Annotated in this window: 18 protein-coding genes; 3 read left to right on the top strand and 15 right to left on the bottom strand. The window is 72.8% G+C overall.

The window, feature by feature from the left end; translation table 11 throughout:
* Positions 1–6: 6 nt before the first annotated feature.
* From msrA to AB0J66_RS07755, 8 genes are all read right to left on the bottom strand, one after another.
* Complete coding sequence (msrA, locus tag AB0J66_RS07790; protein WP_364656966.1) at positions 7–513, bottom strand: peptide-methionine (S)-S-oxide reductase MsrA; 507 nt, start codon at positions 511–513, stop codon at positions 7–9.
* A 235-nt stretch (positions 514–748) separates the two neighbouring features.
* On the bottom strand, positions 749–1,018 hold the full coding sequence (locus AB0J66_RS07785; RefSeq protein WP_364656963.1) for a LysE family transporter: 270 nt from the start codon (positions 1,016–1,018) through the stop codon (positions 749–751).
* 55 nt (positions 1,019–1,073) lie between these two features.
* Positions 1,074–1,337: a hypothetical protein gene (locus tag AB0J66_RS07780; protein WP_364656961.1), complete on the bottom strand. Its 264-nt coding sequence runs from the start codon at positions 1,335–1,337 to the stop codon at positions 1,074–1,076.
* Positions 1,334–1,918, bottom strand: coding sequence for an alpha/beta fold hydrolase (locus AB0J66_RS07775; RefSeq protein ID WP_364656959.1), 585 nt, complete (start codon positions 1,916–1,918; stop codon positions 1,334–1,336). The genes AB0J66_RS07780 and AB0J66_RS07775 overlap by 4 nt, the downstream gene beginning before the upstream one ends.
* A gap of 156 nt (positions 1,919–2,074) precedes the next feature.
* Positions 2,075–2,494, bottom strand: a complete 420-nt coding sequence (locus AB0J66_RS07770; RefSeq protein WP_364656957.1) for a TIGR03618 family F420-dependent PPOX class oxidoreductase — start codon at positions 2,492–2,494, stop codon at positions 2,075–2,077.
* A gap of 17 nt (positions 2,495–2,511) precedes the next feature.
* Entirely contained in the window at positions 2,512–2,688 is a 177-nt protein-coding gene (locus tag AB0J66_RS07765; RefSeq protein ID WP_364656955.1) for a hypothetical protein, read from the bottom strand.
* A gap of 70 nt (positions 2,689–2,758) precedes the next feature.
* Entirely contained in the window at positions 2,759–4,075 is a 1,317-nt protein-coding gene (locus tag AB0J66_RS07760; RefSeq protein WP_364656952.1) for an NAD(P)/FAD-dependent oxidoreductase, read from the bottom strand.
* 26 nt (positions 4,076–4,101) lie between these two features.
* Positions 4,102–4,839 carry an SDR family NAD(P)-dependent oxidoreductase gene (locus AB0J66_RS07755; RefSeq protein ID WP_364656949.1) on the bottom strand — a complete coding sequence of 246 codons (738 nt, stop codon included), beginning with the start codon at positions 4,837–4,839 and terminating at the stop codon, positions 4,102–4,104.
* 128 nt (positions 4,840–4,967) lie between these two features.
* Here AB0J66_RS07755 and AB0J66_RS07750 point away from each other — a divergent pair, with 128 nt between their 5' ends.
* Genes AB0J66_RS07750 through AB0J66_RS07740 form a run of 3 tightly spaced genes read left to right on the top strand, consistent with a single transcriptional unit; the run spans position 4,968 to position 7,432 of the window.
* Entirely contained in the window at positions 4,968–5,273 is a 306-nt protein-coding gene (locus AB0J66_RS07750) for a muconolactone Delta-isomerase family protein (RefSeq protein WP_364656946.1), read from the top strand.
* On the top strand, positions 5,270–6,697 hold the full coding sequence (locus AB0J66_RS07745) for a DHA2 family efflux MFS transporter permease subunit (RefSeq protein WP_364656944.1): 1,428 nt from the start codon (positions 5,270–5,272) through the stop codon (positions 6,695–6,697). The genes AB0J66_RS07750 and AB0J66_RS07745 overlap by 4 nt, the downstream gene beginning before the upstream one ends.
* A gap of 24 nt (positions 6,698–6,721) precedes the next feature.
* Complete coding sequence (locus AB0J66_RS07740; protein WP_364656941.1) at positions 6,722–7,432, top strand: SDR family oxidoreductase; 711 nt, start codon at positions 6,722–6,724, stop codon at positions 7,430–7,432.
* On the opposite strand, the gene AB0J66_RS07735 is transcribed toward AB0J66_RS07740, so the two are convergent.
* The 7 genes from AB0J66_RS07735 to AB0J66_RS07705 form a co-directional block, all read right to left on the bottom strand.
* Positions 7,422–10,127, bottom strand: coding sequence for an AAA family ATPase (locus AB0J66_RS07735; protein ID WP_364656939.1), 2,706 nt, complete (start codon positions 10,125–10,127; stop codon positions 7,422–7,424). The two genes, AB0J66_RS07740 and AB0J66_RS07735, sit on opposite strands and share 11 nt — an antisense overlap.
* 154 nt (positions 10,128–10,281) lie before the next feature.
* Complete coding sequence (locus AB0J66_RS07730) at positions 10,282–10,416, bottom strand: hypothetical protein (RefSeq protein ID WP_364656937.1); 135 nt, start codon at positions 10,414–10,416, stop codon at positions 10,282–10,284.
* Between the two features lie 271 nt (positions 10,417–10,687).
* Positions 10,688–11,401, bottom strand: a complete 714-nt coding sequence (locus AB0J66_RS07725; RefSeq protein WP_364656934.1) for a DUF6082 family protein — start codon at positions 11,399–11,401, stop codon at positions 10,688–10,690.
* A 185-nt stretch (positions 11,402–11,586) separates the two neighbouring features.
* Complete coding sequence (locus AB0J66_RS07720; RefSeq protein WP_364656932.1) at positions 11,587–13,152, bottom strand: SpoIIE family protein phosphatase; 1,566 nt, start codon at positions 13,150–13,152, stop codon at positions 11,587–11,589.
* Positions 13,149–13,448, bottom strand: coding sequence for an STAS domain-containing protein (locus tag AB0J66_RS07715; RefSeq protein ID WP_364656929.1), 300 nt, complete (start codon positions 13,446–13,448; stop codon positions 13,149–13,151). The genes AB0J66_RS07720 and AB0J66_RS07715 overlap by 4 nt, the downstream gene beginning before the upstream one ends.
* Positions 13,445–13,858, bottom strand: a complete 414-nt coding sequence (locus AB0J66_RS07710) for an ATP-binding protein (RefSeq protein ID WP_364656927.1) — start codon at positions 13,856–13,858, stop codon at positions 13,445–13,447. Before AB0J66_RS07710 ends, AB0J66_RS07715 begins: the two co-directional genes overlap by 4 nt.
* Positions 13,859–13,869: 11 nt before the next feature.
* A complete protein-coding gene (locus tag AB0J66_RS07705) occupies positions 13,870–15,510 on the bottom strand; it encodes a glycoside hydrolase family 13 protein (RefSeq protein ID WP_364656925.1) in 1,641 nt (546 codons plus the stop codon).
* Positions 15,511–15,572 lie beyond the last annotated feature (62 nt).

The raw sequence follows: 15,572 nt of genomic DNA, 5'->3' as shown, positions 1-15,572 counted from the left end.
CCCTGATCAGGCGTTGGCGCGCCTTGGCAACACCCAGCCCGCGCGCGGGAAGTGGCAGGTGTAGCCGTTCGGGATGCGCTCCAGGTAGTCCTGGTGCTCCGGCTCGGCCTCCCAGAACGGGCCGGCCGCGGTCACCTCGGTGACCACCTTGCCCGGCCACAGCCCGGACGCCTCGACGTCGGCGATCGTGTCCTCGGCGACCCGCTTCTGCTCGTCGGTCTCGTAGAAGATGGCCGACCGGTAACTGGTGCCGACGTCGTTGCCCTGCCGGTTGAGCGTCGTCGGGTCGTGGATCTGGAAGAAGAACTCCAGCAGATCCCGGTACGACGTGACCGACGGGTCGAACTCGATCTCGATCGCCTCGGCGTGCCCGTCGTGGTTGTAGTACGTCGCGTTCCGCACGGCGCCGCCGGTGTAGCCGACCCGCGTCGAGATCACCCCCGGGCGCTTGCGGATCAGATCCTGCATCCCCCAGAAACAGCCGCCGGCAAGAATCGCCTTCTCCGTGGCCATGGCGCACACCTCATTCGTCGGTTGTCCCCAGCATCACCCTTCGGCGCCGCCGGGGCACTGTCATATCGCTCACCTGAACGCTGAAACGGGTCCGTTCGTTCCCTCTCACCGGGAGAGGCCCAGTTTCAGGCCGAAGCCGATCAGAGCCGTCCCGGTGGTGGCGTCCGCCGTGCGCTGGGCTCGGCGAGTCCGCAGGAAGCGGCTGAGGGTGGCCGCGGTGGATCAGAGCGGTGAATTAGAGCATGCTCTCGGCGACGTGGACCGAGGCCAGCAGCAGGCCGGCGGCCAGGTGGGAGGTGCCGTCGGGGATGAACTGGGGGAGCACAGCCAGGTAGAAGGCGCCGACCTTGGGGTTCAGAAGGTTGGTGAGGGCGCCGCGGGTCAGGGCGGCGCGGGCGGTCTGGGGAGGTACGGCGGCCGTGCCCCAGGTGAGAGCGCCCAGACAGATGCCGATAGCGGTGAAGAACGCCGGCCGGCGGCCACCGGTGACGGCGGAGCGCAGCACCAGGGCCGTGTCGAGCCCGGGTGTTCGATCGCCACCGCGACGCCGGTGGTGATGCTCAGAGCCTTGGCGAGGGTGGCGTCCGCGGCGGCGACGCCCTCGGCCGGGGGCCGGATGTGGTCGCCGATGACGGTGACCCCTCCAGCATCTGCCGCTGGACGTGGTCGGGCGGCGCGTGCCACACCAGCACGGTGGAGCCGGCCTCCGGGTCGTTGATATCGGTGATGTAGCCGCTGGTCCCGAGGCCGGGCCGGGCCTCGATCCACTCCCGCAGATCGCTGAGCATGTCCTGACGGCGCCAGAGGGCCGCGTCGAATGTCACGTCGTTGATTCGATTGTCCCGCCCGACGCCACCCCGCCGCCGGCCAGCTGAGGGCGGATCAGGCCGTCGAGGAGGGGGAACTCGTCGTACGTCTGGTTGTAGTCGCCGAAGTGGCCGTCGTTGCGGACGATCTGGGTGCCGCCGACGCGGTCGAACATGGCCCGGCCCTGGGTGGCGTCACAGCCGTACGGGTCCGAGGCGGAATTGATGAAGTAAGGATCCCGGACGTTGGCCCGGATGGCGTCCCAGTCGTACGACGGGCGCAGCACGGGCTCGTCCTCAGTGTTGGGCTGCGTGCAGTAGCCGGCCACGAGGAAGGCCTGGTCGACGGCCACCCGCTCGAGGATCGCCAGCAGGAGGGCGGCGCCGCCGGAGTGGCCGATCAGCACTGTTTGCGGGTCGAACTCGTGCGCGGCCAGGACGCGGGGGAGGAAGGCGTCGATCGGCTCGACGTTGAGGCCGGGGTAGTGCGGGACCTCCACCGCGTAGCCGCGGGCGGTGAGGCGGGCGGCCAGCCACGGGTACCAGGCGACGCCCGGGTTGCCGCCGGTGCCGTGGAAGATGATCGCCTTCTGCTCCATGCCGGGAAGGATAGGCCACGCGGAGGCGGCCCCGTAGGCATCGATTTGCGACCATGGGTAGAGGTGACGTGGCCGGTGGCTGCCGGGCCGGCGCCGGATGTGCCGGTCGCGCGCCGCCCCTGGTCTGGCCCTGGTCCTGGGGTCAGCCGTGGCGGTTCAGTTGGCGTAGACGCGGGCCGGGGCGATCAGGACCGCCGTGCGGCCCTGGTCGCGCATCACGCGGTCGTACTCGTCCCAGTCGTCGTGGGTGCCGCCGGCGGCGGAGAAGATCTCGCGGAGGAGCAGGCGCAGCGTCTCCGGGTCGGTGTCGCCGGGGCCGATCAGCTCGGCCCGGCCCTCGACCGCGGCCCACTGCCAGCCGTTGCGGAACGTCGCCGTCAGCTGGGGACGGGCGCGGAGATTGGCCAACTTGACCTTGCCGTACGTCACGAAGGCCAGGACCGGGCCGCCGCGCTGGACGATGCCGGTGTTGACCAGGGAGCTCTGGATCGTCTGGTCCGCCCGCAGGGTGGCGACCACGGCCAGGCCGGAGTCCGGCCGGCTGAGCTCCCACGCCTGTTCCACCGTCATCGTCATGCGACGAACCTACCGCGTCACCACGCGCCGGTCAGCGCGGCGACGCCGCCGACCGCGGTCGCCGCGGTGCAGGCGGTCAGCAGGGCGGTGCACATCTGACCGGCCCGCCGGTGGCCGGCCGCGCCGGGCTGGTCGAGGAAGGCCGCCAGCACACCCCAGGAGACGGCCAGGGCGCCGAGAACGAAGCCGAACATCGGCCCAGACTGCCGGTCGCAAGCACCCGGGGGGCCCAACCACCGGTGACCGGGCGGTGAACGGATCAGGTCATTTGCGCAAGCCGTGCAGCGCGGCCACGTAGATCTCCGAGAAGGTGGGGAACGGCTGGATCGTGTCCCGCAGCACGGCAAGCGGGATCTTGGCCCGGATGGCCAGGGTCGCCTGCTGAAGCCACTCGCCGGCCTCGGGGCCGAGCGCGCAGGCGCCGGTGAGCACGTCGCCGTCGCTGTAGAGGGTGAGGAACCCGTTCGACTCCGCGTACTGCCGGTTGTAGGCCGCCGTCTTCGCCACGTCCTTGAGGGCTACGGTCGAGGTCAGGGCGCCCGAGGTGGCGCCGACCGCGGCCGCCTGCGGATCGGTGAAGACCACGCGCGGCACGGCCGTGTAGTCGACCTGGCGCGGCCGGCCGTGAATGTTGTCGGCCACGACCTCGCCCTGGTACTTCCCGACGTGGGTCAGCATCCACTGGCCGGTGATGTCCCCGACGGCCCACAGCCCGGGCGCGACCCGCAGACGCGCGTCGACCGGGACGCCCCTGCGGTCGGCGACGACGCCGACGGTGTCCAGCCCGATGTCCTCGACCCGGGGCGCCCGCCCGGTGGCCACCAGCAGCCGGTCGCCGCGCAGCTCCTGGCCGTCGTCCATGGTCAGGACATAGTCCGGGCCGTCCCGCCGGGCGCCCACGGCGCGAGCTCCCAGCACGACGGAGATGTCGTCGCGCCGCAGCACCGAGGTCAGCGCGGAGCCGAGCTCGGCGGGCTCCCGCGGCAGAACACGATCCGCGGGGGCCACCAGCACGACCTGGCCGCCGAGACGGCGTACGGCCTGGGCCATCTCGACCCCCACGGGCCCGCCGCCGAGGATGACGAGCCGTCGTGGCACCTCCTTCATGCCCGTGACCTCACGGTTGGTCCAGACCCCCTCGAGCTCCCGGAGCCCCGGAATCGGCGGGATGATCGGCGACGCCCCGTTGGCCAGCACGATGTGCTCGGCCGTGTAGCGGACGCCGGAGACCAGCACCGCTCCCGGACCGTCCAGCCGCGCCGTGCCGCGGATCAGCGCGATCCCGGCCGAGGCCAGCCACCGCTCCTGCCCCGCGTCCGAGTAGTCCGACACCATGAAGTCGCGCCAGGCCAGCGCCCGCTTCACGTCGACCTCGGCGGTGGCCTCGGCGTCGCGGGCCGCCTGGACCGCCTCGCCCGGGCGCAGCAGGGTCTTGGACGGGATGCAGGCGTAGTAGGAGCACTCGCCCCCGACCAGCTCCCGCTCGACCAGCGCGACCCGCAACCCGCCCTCGGCGACGGCCCCGGCGCAGTGCTCGCCCGGTGATCCGCCGCCGACCACGATGACGTCGTAATCAGTCACAACCGATGCCTCTCTCGATGGTGGTGCTACCAGGTCTGGTCGGACGCGCGGACGAGCATCTCGTTGACGGCCACCCGGCGTTCACGGGTCACGATGTAGACGATGGCGTCCGCGATGTCCTCGGCGTGCAGCGGCTCGCTCCCGGCGGACCGCCGCACGGCCGCCCCCTCGGTGACGACCGGGCCGGGCCCGACCACGCCGACCCGCACCCGTTCCTCGGCCAGCTCCTGGCGCAGCGACTCGGTGAAGCCGTTGAGGCCGAACTTGGTGAGGTTGTAGACGCTGCTGCCGGGCCGGGCGACCCGGCCCGCCGTCGAGCTGACGTTGACGATGTCGGCCACCTGGCGGTGCGAGGTGGCCGCGGCGTCGATCAGGTGCGGCACCGCGGCGTGGGTGACGTGCAGCAGGGCCGAGACGTTGAGCGCGACCATCCGGTCCCACTCCTCGACGGTGGTGTGCAGCGCCGTGCCCAGCAGCATCACGCCGGCGTTGTTGACCAGGATGTCGAGGCGGCCGAACCGGTCGAGCGTGTCGTCCACGGCCCGCTCGGCCTGGGCCGGGTCGGTCAGGTCGGCCTCCACCGCGACCGCGTGCCCGGCCAGCGCCATCACGTCCTGGACGACGCCGTCGAGCCGGTGGCGGCGGCGGGCGACCGCCGCCACCGCCGTGCCTTCCTGAGCAAGGCGCCGCGTCGTGGCCGCCCCGATGCCGCTGCTGGCGCCCGTGACGAGCGCGACCGACCCGCTCAGGAGCTTCTCTGTCATGCACCGAGCCTCCCGCCCGCCACCCCCGGGCGACACCAGTGAGACACCCTGGGATCCCGGGCCAGGGTGTGCCACGGGTTCCACGGCCCCTCGACGGCCGCAGAGTGAAGGCGGAACGAGGGGGCGACATGGAATTTTTGGTCACGATGACCACCCAGGTGCCGGCCGGCACGACCCCGGACGAGGTGGACGACATGCGGGCCCGCGAGGCGCGCAACACCGCCCGTCTCGCGGCCGAAGGGCGGGTGCTGCGACTGTGGCGGCCGCCGCTGGCCCCGGGGGAGTGGCGCTCGATCGGCCTGTTCGCGGCGGCCGATGCCGAGGAGTTGGAGGCCGTGCTGGCCACGATGCCGCTGCGGGCGTGGCGCACCGACGAGGTCACGCCGCTGACACCGCACCCCAGCGACCCGGTGATCCTGGCCGCGGCCCGGTGATCGCGCTGCGCAGCCCGGTGGGCCGGGCCCTGATCGCGGCGACGGTGCTGGCGTCGGCCGTGGGCTTCATCGACGCGTACATGATCAACGTGGCCATCCCGGCGATCGGCCGCGACCTGCAGGCGAGCGTCAGCGAGCTGCAGTGGGTCCTGACGGGCTATCTGGTCACCGTGGCGTCGCTGCTGTTGCTCTCGGGGGCGCTGGCCGACCACTTCGGCCGCCGCCGGGTGCTCGCGGCCGGGCTGCTGGTGATGCTCGCCGCCTCGGTCGCCTGCGCGGCCGCCCCCAACGTGGCGGCGCTGATCGCGGCCCGGGTCGTGCAGGGCGCGGGCGGGGCGCTGGTCGTGCCGAGCAGCCTGTCGCTGCTCAACGGCACGCTGCGCGGGCCGGACCGGGCCCGCGGCATCGGCATCTGGGCCGGCATCTCCACGCTGGGCACGACCCTCGGCCCGTACGGCGGGGGCTGGCTCGTCGACCATGCCTCGTGGCGCTACGTCTTCCTGCTCAACGTGCCGCTGATCCTGGCCGCGCTGGTGCTGCTGCGATACGTGCCCGATGTGGACACCGAGCGGCGCCCCCTGAGCGTGGACGTGGCCGGCGCGCTGCTCGCCGTGGTCGGGCTCGGCGGCCTCATCTACGCGCTGACCGCGGGGGCGGAGTCGGGCTGGGGCCGCGGGCCGGTGCTGATCCCGGCCGTCCTCGGGCTGGCCTGCCTGGCCGCGCTGGTGCCGGTCGAGCGGCGGCTGAGCCGGCCGATGCTGCGGCCCGAGCTCTTCCGGTCGCGGCCGTTCGACGCCATCAACGCGGCCACCGTGCTCTTCTACGGCGCCCTGGCCGCGGTCAGCTATCTGGTGATCCTGCAGTGCCAGCTGCGCCTGGGCTACAGCGCGACCGAGGCCGGGGCGGCGCTCATTCCCGAGTCGGCCGTCTTCCTGGCGGTGTCGCCGTTCGTCGGTGGGCTGGTGGCCCGGGTCGGCACGCGCTGGCCGATGGCCGGCGGCATCCTGGTGGTCGCGGCCGGCTTCGCGTGGCTCTCGGGCGCGAGCCCGGGCCAGCCGTACGCCCAGTCGATCCTGCCCGGCGCGCTGTTGTTCGGCCTCGGGCTCGGGCTGGCCGTCGCGCCGCTGACGGCGGGTGTGCTGGCCGCCGTGGACGACAGCGATCTGGGCGAGGCCTCGGCCGTCAACGACGCCGCGTCCCGGGTCGGCGGGGTCGTGCTCGTCGCGCTCGTGCCGCTGCTGCTCGGCGCCCGCGGCGCCACCGACCTCACGCAGCCGCTGGCCGACAACTACCGGTTCGCGATGCTGGTCCTGGCCGGGGTGACCGCCGCGGCCGCCGTGCTCACCGCCGTCTTCGTGCCCAGCCGCCGGACCACCCCGCAGCCCCTCGCACCCAACCCCCGTCTGCAGGCTTGCGCCGTCTAGGCCGTTTTCTCAGGGAGAAGCGAAATGATCACTCTCGAGCAGAGCACCGTCGTCGTCATCGGTGGCACCTCCGGCATCGGCCTGGAGACCGCCCGCCAGGCCCGCGCGGGCGGCGCGAACGTCGTGGTCACCGGCCGCGACGAGGGCCGCCTCAAGGAGGTCGCCGACGAGCTCGGCGCGACCGCGTACCGCCTCGACCTGGCCGAGCTGGGTGGCTTCTTCGACACGCTGCCCGCGCCGATCGACCACGTGCTGCTCAGCGGGCCCGGCCCGGCCTACGCGCCGATCGCCGACATGGACTTCGACGTGGCCCGTGAGCAGCTCGACCAGCACCTGATCGGCGCCCTGCAGGTGGCCCGCGAGACCGCGGCCCGGGTCCGGCCCGGCGGCTCCCTCACCCTCATCACCGGTACGGGAGCCCGCCGCCCCGGCAAAGGCCTGGTCCTGGCCGCCATCGGAACGGCCGCGCTGTCGGCCATCACCGCCAACGCCGCCCTGGAACTGGCGCCGCTCCGGGTCAACGCGGTCGCCGCCGGCTTCGTCGACACGCCCCTGTCGGCCCGCCTGCTCGGCGACCAGCTCGAGGCGCGCCGGGCCGAGCTGCGGGCGACCCTGCCGATCGGCCGCGTCGTCGGCTCGGAGGACGTGGCCGCGCTCATCATCCAGCTGATGACCAACGACGCGCTGACCGGCGCCACCTACGACGTCGACGGGGGCCAGCAGCTCACCCGGTGACGGCGGGCAGCGCGTCGCGCAGCTGGCGGCGGGACTCGATGCCGAGCTTGGCGAAGACCTTCCGGAGGTGCCATTCGACCGTACGGGGACTCAGGAACAGCCGCTCGCCGACCTCAGGGTTGGAGAAGCCGTCGCGGACCAACACCGCGATCTGCCGTTCCTGGGCGGTCAGCTCGCCGCCCCGGGCCGACGCCGCCGCGGACCGGCGGACCGGTTCCCCGGTGGCCAGCAACTCGCGACGGGCGCGCTCGGCGAACGCCTCCATGCCGATCGCCGTGAACAGGTCGTACGCCGTGCGCAGGTGCTCCCGGGCCTCGAGGCGTTGCCGGCGCCGGCGCAGCCACTCGCCGAACACCAGGTGGGCCCGGGCCAGCTCGGTCCGCAGCCGGGTCCGGCCGAGCCGCTCGACCGCTTCCCGGTAGAGCCGCTCGGCCTCGGCCCCGTCGGCCATCAAGGCCCGGCTGCGCGCCTCGACGCCACCCGCGAAGTCGGTGCCGAACGGCTGCGTCGCCTCGATCAGCCGGTCGAGCGCGGCCCGGCCCACCTCCGCCTCCCCGGCCCGGCTGGCCGCCTCGACCAGCTCCGGCAGCAGCCACGTGGACAGGCCGGGCTCGATGACGTACGTGGTCGACTGCGCGGCCCGCATCGCCTCCGGGTAGCGGGCCAGTCCGTTGTAGAGGACCGCGGCCGCCCACTGCGCGGCCGTGTTGCCCATGCCCAGCCCGGCGGCGGCCGAGCTCTCGACGGTGGCCGCGACGAGCGCGGCGGTCTCGGCCTCCCGGCCCCGCAACGACAGCAGGCGCAACTCCGCGTACGGCGGCAGGGGAATGCCGCTCGCCGCCGCGACGGCGTCGGCCTCCGCGATGAAGGCCGCCGTCGCCTCGAAGTCGCCCGTCCACGAGCTGGCATAGCCGACGACGGTCAGCAGGTAGGGCAGCTCCCGCAGCGCGTGGGCGTCCCGCACGATCCGCATCCACCGGGCCGATGTCGCCCGCATGGCCTCGTCGTCCCAGACGGCCGCGTTGACCCCGGTCGCCACCCAGCCCCAGCGCAGCACGTCGGCCGGGGGCAGGTCGGCCAGGGCCAGCGCGGCCCGCCCCAGGGTTTCGGCCGCCGCCGCCCGGCCCTCGGTCACCATCAAGGTGTAGCCGTCGAGAAGAAGATCGAGCGGGCCCGGCTCGTCCGGCGGCTCCAGCCGCCGGACAGCCCGCGAGACAGTGAGGAGGGCGGCCGGATCGGTGACGCTGACTGCCATGCCGTACGCGGTCAGGTAGGTCTCACGCGCGAGACGCGGAGCGATCGTCTCCAGCTTCCGGGCGGCCGCGATGGTCAGCCCGGTCCCGTGGCCGCCGTCGCCGGTGGCCAGCGCGACCTGCCCGCGCAGCACACCGGCCCGGCCCTGCTGCAGATCGTCGAGCGGCCGGCCGGCCACCGCGTTCAGCATCCGGGACACGTCGTCGAGGTCGCCGGCCTGGAAGCTGGCCTCGGCGGCGGCCAGCATCCGGTCGGTGCGGCGGGCCGGATCGGCGGTCAACGCCACCGCCCGCTTGAGGAAGGCGGCCGCCGCGGCCACCCCGCCGCGGGCCTGGGCCCGGCCGGCCGAATGCTCCAGCTCGACCGCGACGGCCTCGTCGGGCCCGGCCGCGGCCGAGGCGCGATGCCACGCCCGGCGATCCGGATCGGTCCCGGCGTCGGTCACCTCGGCCAGCGCGAGATGGGCGGCGCGGCGCTGGGCCGGGGTGGCGGCCCGGTAGACGGCCGAGCGCACCAGCGGATGCCGGAACGTCACGCGGTGGTCGACGGTCAGCAGCCCGTCCGTGTCGCCGGTGTCGACACCGACGCCGAGCCGGGCCGCCGCGGCCCGCACCAGAACGGGGTCGCCCACCGGCTCGGCCGCCGCGACCAGCAACAGTGTCTGGGCCGCGGCGGGCAATGCCCGGACCCGTTCCAGGAAGCTTTCCTCGATCTTTCCGGGCAGCGTGCCGGGATCGGGCAGGTCCGGCCGGGCCGTGGCCGCACCCCGCGGCAACTCGAGGAGGGCGAGCGGATTCCCGTGCGTCTCGGCCACGATCCGCTCCCGGATGCCCGGGTCCAGCGGCGCGTGGGTGACCGAGTCGAGCAGGTCGTGGGCGTCGGCGTCGCTCAGCGCGGTGACCTCCCGCTCGGGCAGCCCGCGCAGCTCCGGCCCCGGCTCCCGGGCGGAGAAGAGCACCCCGATCGCCTCGGCCAGCAACCGCCGGGCCACGAAGCCGAGCACCCGGGCCGAGGCCCGGTCGAGCCACTGGGCGTCGTCGACCACACAGAGCAGCGGCTCCTTCTCGGAGGCGCCGGCCAGCAGATCCAGCACGGCCAGCCCGACCAGGAACTGGTCGGGCGGCGCCCCGTCGCGCAGCCGGAACACGGTCTCGAGCGCCTCCCGCCGCGGCGCGGCCAGCGACGCCAGCCGGTCCAGCAGCGGCAGAACAAGCTGATGGAGCGCGGCGAAGGCCAGCTCCATCTCGGACTCGACCCCGACCGTCCGCACCACCCGGAACCCGGCCGCCGCCGAGTCGGCGTACTGCAGGATCGCCGTCTTGCCGATGCCGGCCGCACCCCGCAACACGAGCACGCGGCTCTCCCCGGCCCGCACCGCGGCCACAAGCTCATCCAGCGCGGCCCGCTCAGCGGCGCGATTGATCAGCCGGGCGCCGGTCATGCGGCGGCCCACCCGTTGTCGTACCGCTTCTGCCGCACACGCTCCCCCCGGGCTGAGCAGGCCCAACGCGATGACGCATCAGTCTTGACCACTACGCGAGGCGCGGCCTATGACGTGCGTCACTGTTCCCTGTGGGGAGGCCCGGGAGAACGGGTCAGGCTTCGGGGATGTCGCGGCGCGCCGCGACGAGCGTCGCCCGGGAGACCACGACGATGCGCTCGTAATCGGCCCGGCCGGCGTCAGCGGGAAGCGCGCCCTCGAGGTCCTGCGTCATATCGGTACCGATCACGGCGAAGTCCCCATTGGACAGTTCGAAGATGTCCGGGCACGTGGCATTTCCGAGGGAACCGCGCTGCTGGGGTGACAACCCGAGTCGACGTACGATTTTCACTGGGCTGCCCCTCCTGTTGCGCTTGGGGTCGGTATGCCCCGTTTGCGGTGTCAGGATAGTACGGTCAGCCGTTCGCGGTGTCCAGCTTCGCGCAACTGGCGAACTGTCGCGCGGACAGTATGTGCGGCGGATTCACCTGTCCGGGTTAAGAGTTGGCTCCGATGTCCGGTCAGGCTTGCTGTCGCGGCCTCGTCGGCTCGACGCTGCCCGGGCGGTGCAACGGAGTGTCACAGTCCCCGCGAGCGTTCTTGCGAAGTTTTTCCACGGAGCTGCGGCCGGTCGAGGCGACCGCCGCGTTCATGTCTCGACACAGCTTGTCGATCTTGTTGGCGAAGCGATGCTCGGAACTGCCTGGGACGAGTGTGCTCCGCGCTCCGGCGGAGGCTTCCCAGTATTCCCGGATCGCTGGACTCCTGAATAAGTAGCGCATGTGAAGCAAGACTTCTTCGTCGGTTGCTTTTGCAAGTTGCAGCGAAGTCAGTTGGAACTGGTAGATGATATTGGCGTAGAGGAACTGGCGATTCTCCACTTCGGTGAGCCCCGGCCGGAATTCTGGCCAGACTTCCGCCAGCTGCGCATCATGAATGCTCATCTTGATGATCTCCAGGTGCAGCATGCTGAGGCTGGCGGCGGAGCTGCGCTGCATCTCGCGGTTCTGGGCCCGGGTGCTGAGCACCACCGCGATCAAGGCAAGACTGCTGATCATCGCGCTGAGGACCCCGAAGCTCTGGCCGACGTCGCCCCACCGGCTCCAATCCTCGGCCGCGCCCTGCCCGCCCAGGATCGCGGCCGTTCCGACGCCGGCGACCAGGGTCAGCACCGACACCACGAGCGTGCCGGCAAGCCAGTAGGAGAAGCGGTTCCGTCTCGCAGGCTCCGCCATCACGAGCACCTCCCGGCCGAGTGTCCGCTGAGGAGGTGATCTGTTCGGCGGGTGCCCCTCCGTCGGCGGGCGGAGCCACTTCCTCACCCACATAATGCGGTACGGCGGCCCGAAAGGGCTACTGCCGAGAAGTGAGTGATTAATTGTCCGTCATGCCATGTGGCAGGCAGGCAAATAGCAGATCGCTAGCTGGCAAGACCATTTGGAACGGCTTCGGTAATGCTGTCGAAAGTTACCTGGAGGACGACGGCGTCGTCTATGGCGGGGCCATCATGCGGGATTCGGTCGAGCAGGGCCCGGGCCAGGTCGGGGTGGGAGCGGCGGGTGATGGCCGTGGCGGTTGTGGCCAGGCGGGCGAGGCTGGTGTGCAGGGTTTCGCCGCGGCGTTCGATGAGGCCGTCGGTGTAGAGGATCAGGTGGGCGCCGGGTGGGATGGTGTGTTCGGCCAGGGGGCGGGGGCCGGGCTCGACCGTCAGGGGCATGGAGCGGCCGGCCCACAGGAAGTCGCCGCCGGTGTCGGTGAGCAGCAGCGGGGGTGGGTGGCCGGCGCAGGCGTACCGCAGGTGGCGGGTGGCCGGGTGGTAGTCGGCGTAGGCCACTGTGCACATGTGGGCGCCCTCGATGACGGCGCCGGCTCGGTCGAGCGCGGTGAGGGCCGCGGCCGGGTCGGGGGCGGTCTGGGCGAGCATCCGCAGGGCGGACTGGAGGCGGGCCATGGCCGCGGCGGCGGCCAGGTTGTGGCCGACCACGTCGCCCACGGCGAAGCCGATGCGGTCGCCCGGCACGGCGAAGACGTCGTACCAGTCGCCGCCGACGTGGTGGGTCAGGTCGGCCGGGCGGTAGCCGGCGCTGACCCGGATGCCGGGCCGGTCCGGGCCGACCTCGGGCAGCAGGGCCTGCTGGAGCTGGTGGGCGGCGCTGACCGCGCGGTCGCGTTCGGCCACGCCGACGGCGAGGAAGCAGGCGCCGAGGACGGCCACGGCCAGGAACAGTTGCAGGGTGGCGGTTTTCAGCTCGATCGGGCCGTCGAGGGCGGCCCACGGGCCGTGGCCGGCGCCGGTCAGGGTGTTGGCCGTGACGGTCATGGCCAGGCCCGAGGCCATGGTGACGGCCGGCGGCTGGGTGAAGGCGAGGCCGAACAGCAGCGGCAGGGGCAGGTAGAACAGCGGGAGATGCTGGGGCCAGAAGCCGATCGCGGTGACGGCCACGGTGGCCGTCACCGCCGACGCCAGGCGGGTCAGGGGTGGCCGGCGCCAGGCCAGGACGGTGCCGGCCACGGTGAGGGCGCCGGTGGCGTCGCCCGCCCAGAACGGCAGGAACGACTCCAGCCAGCCACGGTCCTGATCGAGGGCGATGGTGGTGCCGCCGATGACGGCCCCGACGGCCGGGCCCGCGATCACCCCGAAGGCGAGGAAGGCGAGCAGGTGCGCGCGCTGGGCCAGGTCGACCCGGCCGGGGACGGCCCGGCGCAGCAGGGACGCGCCGACGAGCGGCTCGATCGTGTTGGCGGCCGCGAAACCCATCGCGTACAGCCCGTCAAGCCCGTGGCTCATGTCGATGAGCAGCTCGAGAATCGCGACGGTGAGCAGGATCCACGGCCAGTCGCGGCGCGGGCGCAGCAGAAGCGCCGACAGCGTGACCCCCGCGGGGAGGAACAGCACCACGATCGAGTGGGCGTCGAACACGAGGAACGCGAGCTGGGCGCCGGCCGTGTACGCGACGGCGACGGCCGCCAGGACCCGGAACCTCATGAGAACAGGGGGAGCACGCCCGTGATCTCGAGGGTCGTCCGGGCGATGCCGTGGACGTTGACCAGCTCGATCCGGGAGCCCTGGGCCACCGCGGCGGCGCGGGCCCGGATCAGCGCCTCGATGCCGGTCGAGTCGCAGAACGCGACCTCGTCCATGTCGATCAGCACGCGGGCCGGGCGGGTGGCCGCCAGCGCCTCCTCGATGTACGCCCGGACCTCGTCGCTGCTGGCCAGGTCGAGCTCGCCGGAGAGGGTGACCCGGACCGCGTCGCCGTCCTGGCGCCGGGCGATTCTCACTTCGCCTCCTCCTGCCCCGGGGTGACCTCGGCCCGGCGGAACTCGACGTGCACACGTTTGCCGTCGCCGTCGTCGGCCACGTACCACCGGTCGGTCAGCGCGTCGAGCAGCAGCAGCCCGCGCCCGCCGCGGTCGTCGGGCTCGCGCCGCCGGGGGGCCACGGCCGAGGAGTCGGCCACCGAGAGCGCGACCCGGGCCGCCTGCACGTCGAGGGCGACCGCGATGAGCGGGCCGTCGCCGCCGTGCTGGACCGCGTTGGTGACGACCTCGCTGACGACCACCGCGACCGAGTCGAGCCAGCCGCTGCCGCCGAAGCCCCACTCGCGCAGGCACGTCACCACGCGGTGACGTGCCTCGCCGGGTGCCTGGGGGCCGACCGGCACGTCGAACCGCAGGCTGCGCTGGGCCATGGGTCAGGACGCTACCCCAGATCGGTCGCGTTCGGGGTCACCCAAACCGCCGTATCGGCGGGCAGCGACACGATTCCGTCCCGCTCGGTCACCCCGTCGCGGTCCGAGGCCAGCAGCAGTCGTCGGGCGGGGACGTACGCGGTCGAGGAGCTCATGTTGATCCAGCACGTGACCGGGTCGGGGTCACCGGCGCGGGCCACCAGATCGATCCGTACGACATCGCCGATCCGCGAGACCGCGCCCAGCCCGGAGCCGAGCGCCGGGTAGAGCGACCGCATCGAGATCGCCTGCCGGTAGAGCGACAGCGTGGAGTCCGGATCGGCGGCCTGCCGGTTGACCGCGTATCCGGGCCAGTCGGCCGGGATCGGCAGCCAGGGCTCGGCGCTGCCCGCGGCGGAGAAGCCCACGAGCGGGTCGTGGTCGTCCCACGGCATCGGCACCCGGCAGCCGTCGCGCCCGGCCCGCGTGCCACCGGACCGGAAGAAGATCGGGTCCTGCTTGGCCGCGTCCGGCACCGGCGCCTCGGGCAGGCCGAGCTCCTCACCCGCGTACAGGTAGGCCGAGCCCGGCAGGGCGAGCATCAGCAGCGCCGCGGCCCGGGCCCGGCGCAGCGAGCCGTACCGGGTGACCTGCCGCGCCTTGTCGTGGTTGCCCAGCACCCAGGGCGCCGGCGCGCCGGCCGACTCGAACACCTCGAGCGCCTCGGCCATGGTGTCGGCGAACGCGGTGGCGTCCCACTTGCTCTTGAGCAGCCGGAACTGGAAGGCGTGCTGCAGCTCGTCCGGCCGCGCGTAGAGACCGACCTGCTCCAGATCGGCGAGGGAGACCTCGCCGACCAGCATGCGCCCCTGGGCGTACGAGTCGCCGACCGCCCGCCAGCGCCGCCAGATCTCGTGGACCCGGGGCTGGTTGGTCGTCATGACCTGCTCCGGCCCGTGCCCGAACAGGGTGGGGGAGTAGACGCCGGGGTTGTCGCGGTACTCCGGGTCCTTGAACAGCCCGTACGCGACGTCGACGCGGAACCCGTCGACCCCCAGGTCGTACCAGAACCGCAACGTGTCGTCGAAGTCCGCCGCCACCTCCGGGTTGTCCCAGTTGAGGTCCGGCTGCTGCGGCGTGAACAAGTGCAGATACCAACGGCCGTCGGGCGTACGCGACCACGCGGACCCGCCGAACATGCTCTGCCAGTTGTTCGGCGGCGCCTCGCTCGCGGGCCGGAAGTGGTAGCGCGCCGCCGCCGGGCCGTCCGGGTCGCGCAGCGCCTCCTGGAACCAGGCGTGCTGATCGCTGGTGTGGTTGGGCACGATGTCGAGCAGCACCTTGAGCCCGAGCCCGTGCGCGTCCTCGACGAGGCCACGTACCTGTTCGACGTCGCCGTAGACCGGGTCGACGGCCTTGTAGTCGATGACGTCGTACCCGCCGTCGGCCCCGCCCGACGGGTAGTGCGGGGTCACCCACACGGCGTCCACGCCGAGCGACTTCAGGTAGCCCAGCCGCGACCGCAGCCCGGCGAAGTCGCCGATCCCGTCGCCGTTCCCGTCGGCGAACGAGCGCAGGTACACCTGGTAGACCACGGCATCGCGCCACCAGGCGGCCTTCTCGGCGCCGGTGGCCCGCCCGGCCCGGGTCTGGAGGATCGGCTCAGCTGACATGCCCGGCACGATCGGCCGGGGCCGCCCGTGGTCGCGGGGTCGCACCGAGGTGCAACCCACTT

Origin of the sequence: Actinoplanes sp. NPDC049598 (assembly GCF_040675435.1) — a bacterium.
GTDB lineage: Bacteria > Actinomycetota > Actinomycetes > Mycobacteriales > Micromonosporaceae > Actinoplanes.
Note: the sequence above shows the minus strand (reverse complement) of the source record. Positions and strands in the feature narration are given on the sequence as shown.

Excerpts from the sequence above, each read along its gene's own strand:
- AB0J66_RS07705 (WP_364656925.1), bottom strand. The coding sequence starts at position 15,510 with ATGTCAGCTGAGCCGATCCTCCAGACCCGGGCCGGGCGGGCCACCGGC.
- AB0J66_RS07770 (WP_364656957.1), bottom strand. The coding sequence starts at position 2,494 with ATGACGATGACGGTGGAACAGGCGTGGGAGCTCAGCCGGCCGGACTCC.
- AB0J66_RS07775 (WP_364656959.1), bottom strand. The coding sequence starts at position 1,918 with ATGGAGCAGAAGGCGATCATCTTCCACGGCACCGGCGGCAACCCGGGC.
- AB0J66_RS07740 (WP_364656941.1), top strand. The coding sequence starts at position 6,722 with ATGATCACTCTCGAGCAGAGCACCGTCGTCGTCATCGGTGGCACCTCC.
- AB0J66_RS07720 (WP_364656932.1), bottom strand. The coding sequence starts at position 13,152 with ATGAGGTTCCGGGTCCTGGCGGCCGTCGCCGTCGCGTACACGGCCGGC.
- AB0J66_RS07735 (WP_364656939.1), bottom strand. The coding sequence starts at position 10,127 with ATGACCGGCGCCCGGCTGATCAATCGCGCCGCTGAGCGGGCCGCGCTG.
- AB0J66_RS07710 (WP_364656927.1), bottom strand. The coding sequence starts at position 13,858 with ATGGCCCAGCGCAGCCTGCGGTTCGACGTGCCGGTCGGCCCCCAGGCA.
- AB0J66_RS07750 (WP_364656946.1), top strand. The coding sequence starts at position 4,968 with ATGGAATTTTTGGTCACGATGACCACCCAGGTGCCGGCCGGCACGACC.
- AB0J66_RS07725 (WP_364656934.1), bottom strand. The coding sequence starts at position 11,401 with ATGGCGGAGCCTGCGAGACGGAACCGCTTCTCCTACTGGCTTGCCGGC.
- msrA (WP_364656966.1), bottom strand. The coding sequence starts at position 513 with ATGGCCACGGAGAAGGCGATTCTTGCCGGCGGCTGTTTCTGGGGGATG.
- AB0J66_RS07755 (WP_364656949.1), bottom strand. The coding sequence starts at position 4,839 with ATGACAGAGAAGCTCCTGAGCGGGTCGGTCGCGCTCGTCACGGGCGCC.
- AB0J66_RS07765 (WP_364656955.1), bottom strand. The coding sequence starts at position 2,688 with ATGTTCGGCTTCGTTCTCGGCGCCCTGGCCGTCTCCTGGGGTGTGCTG.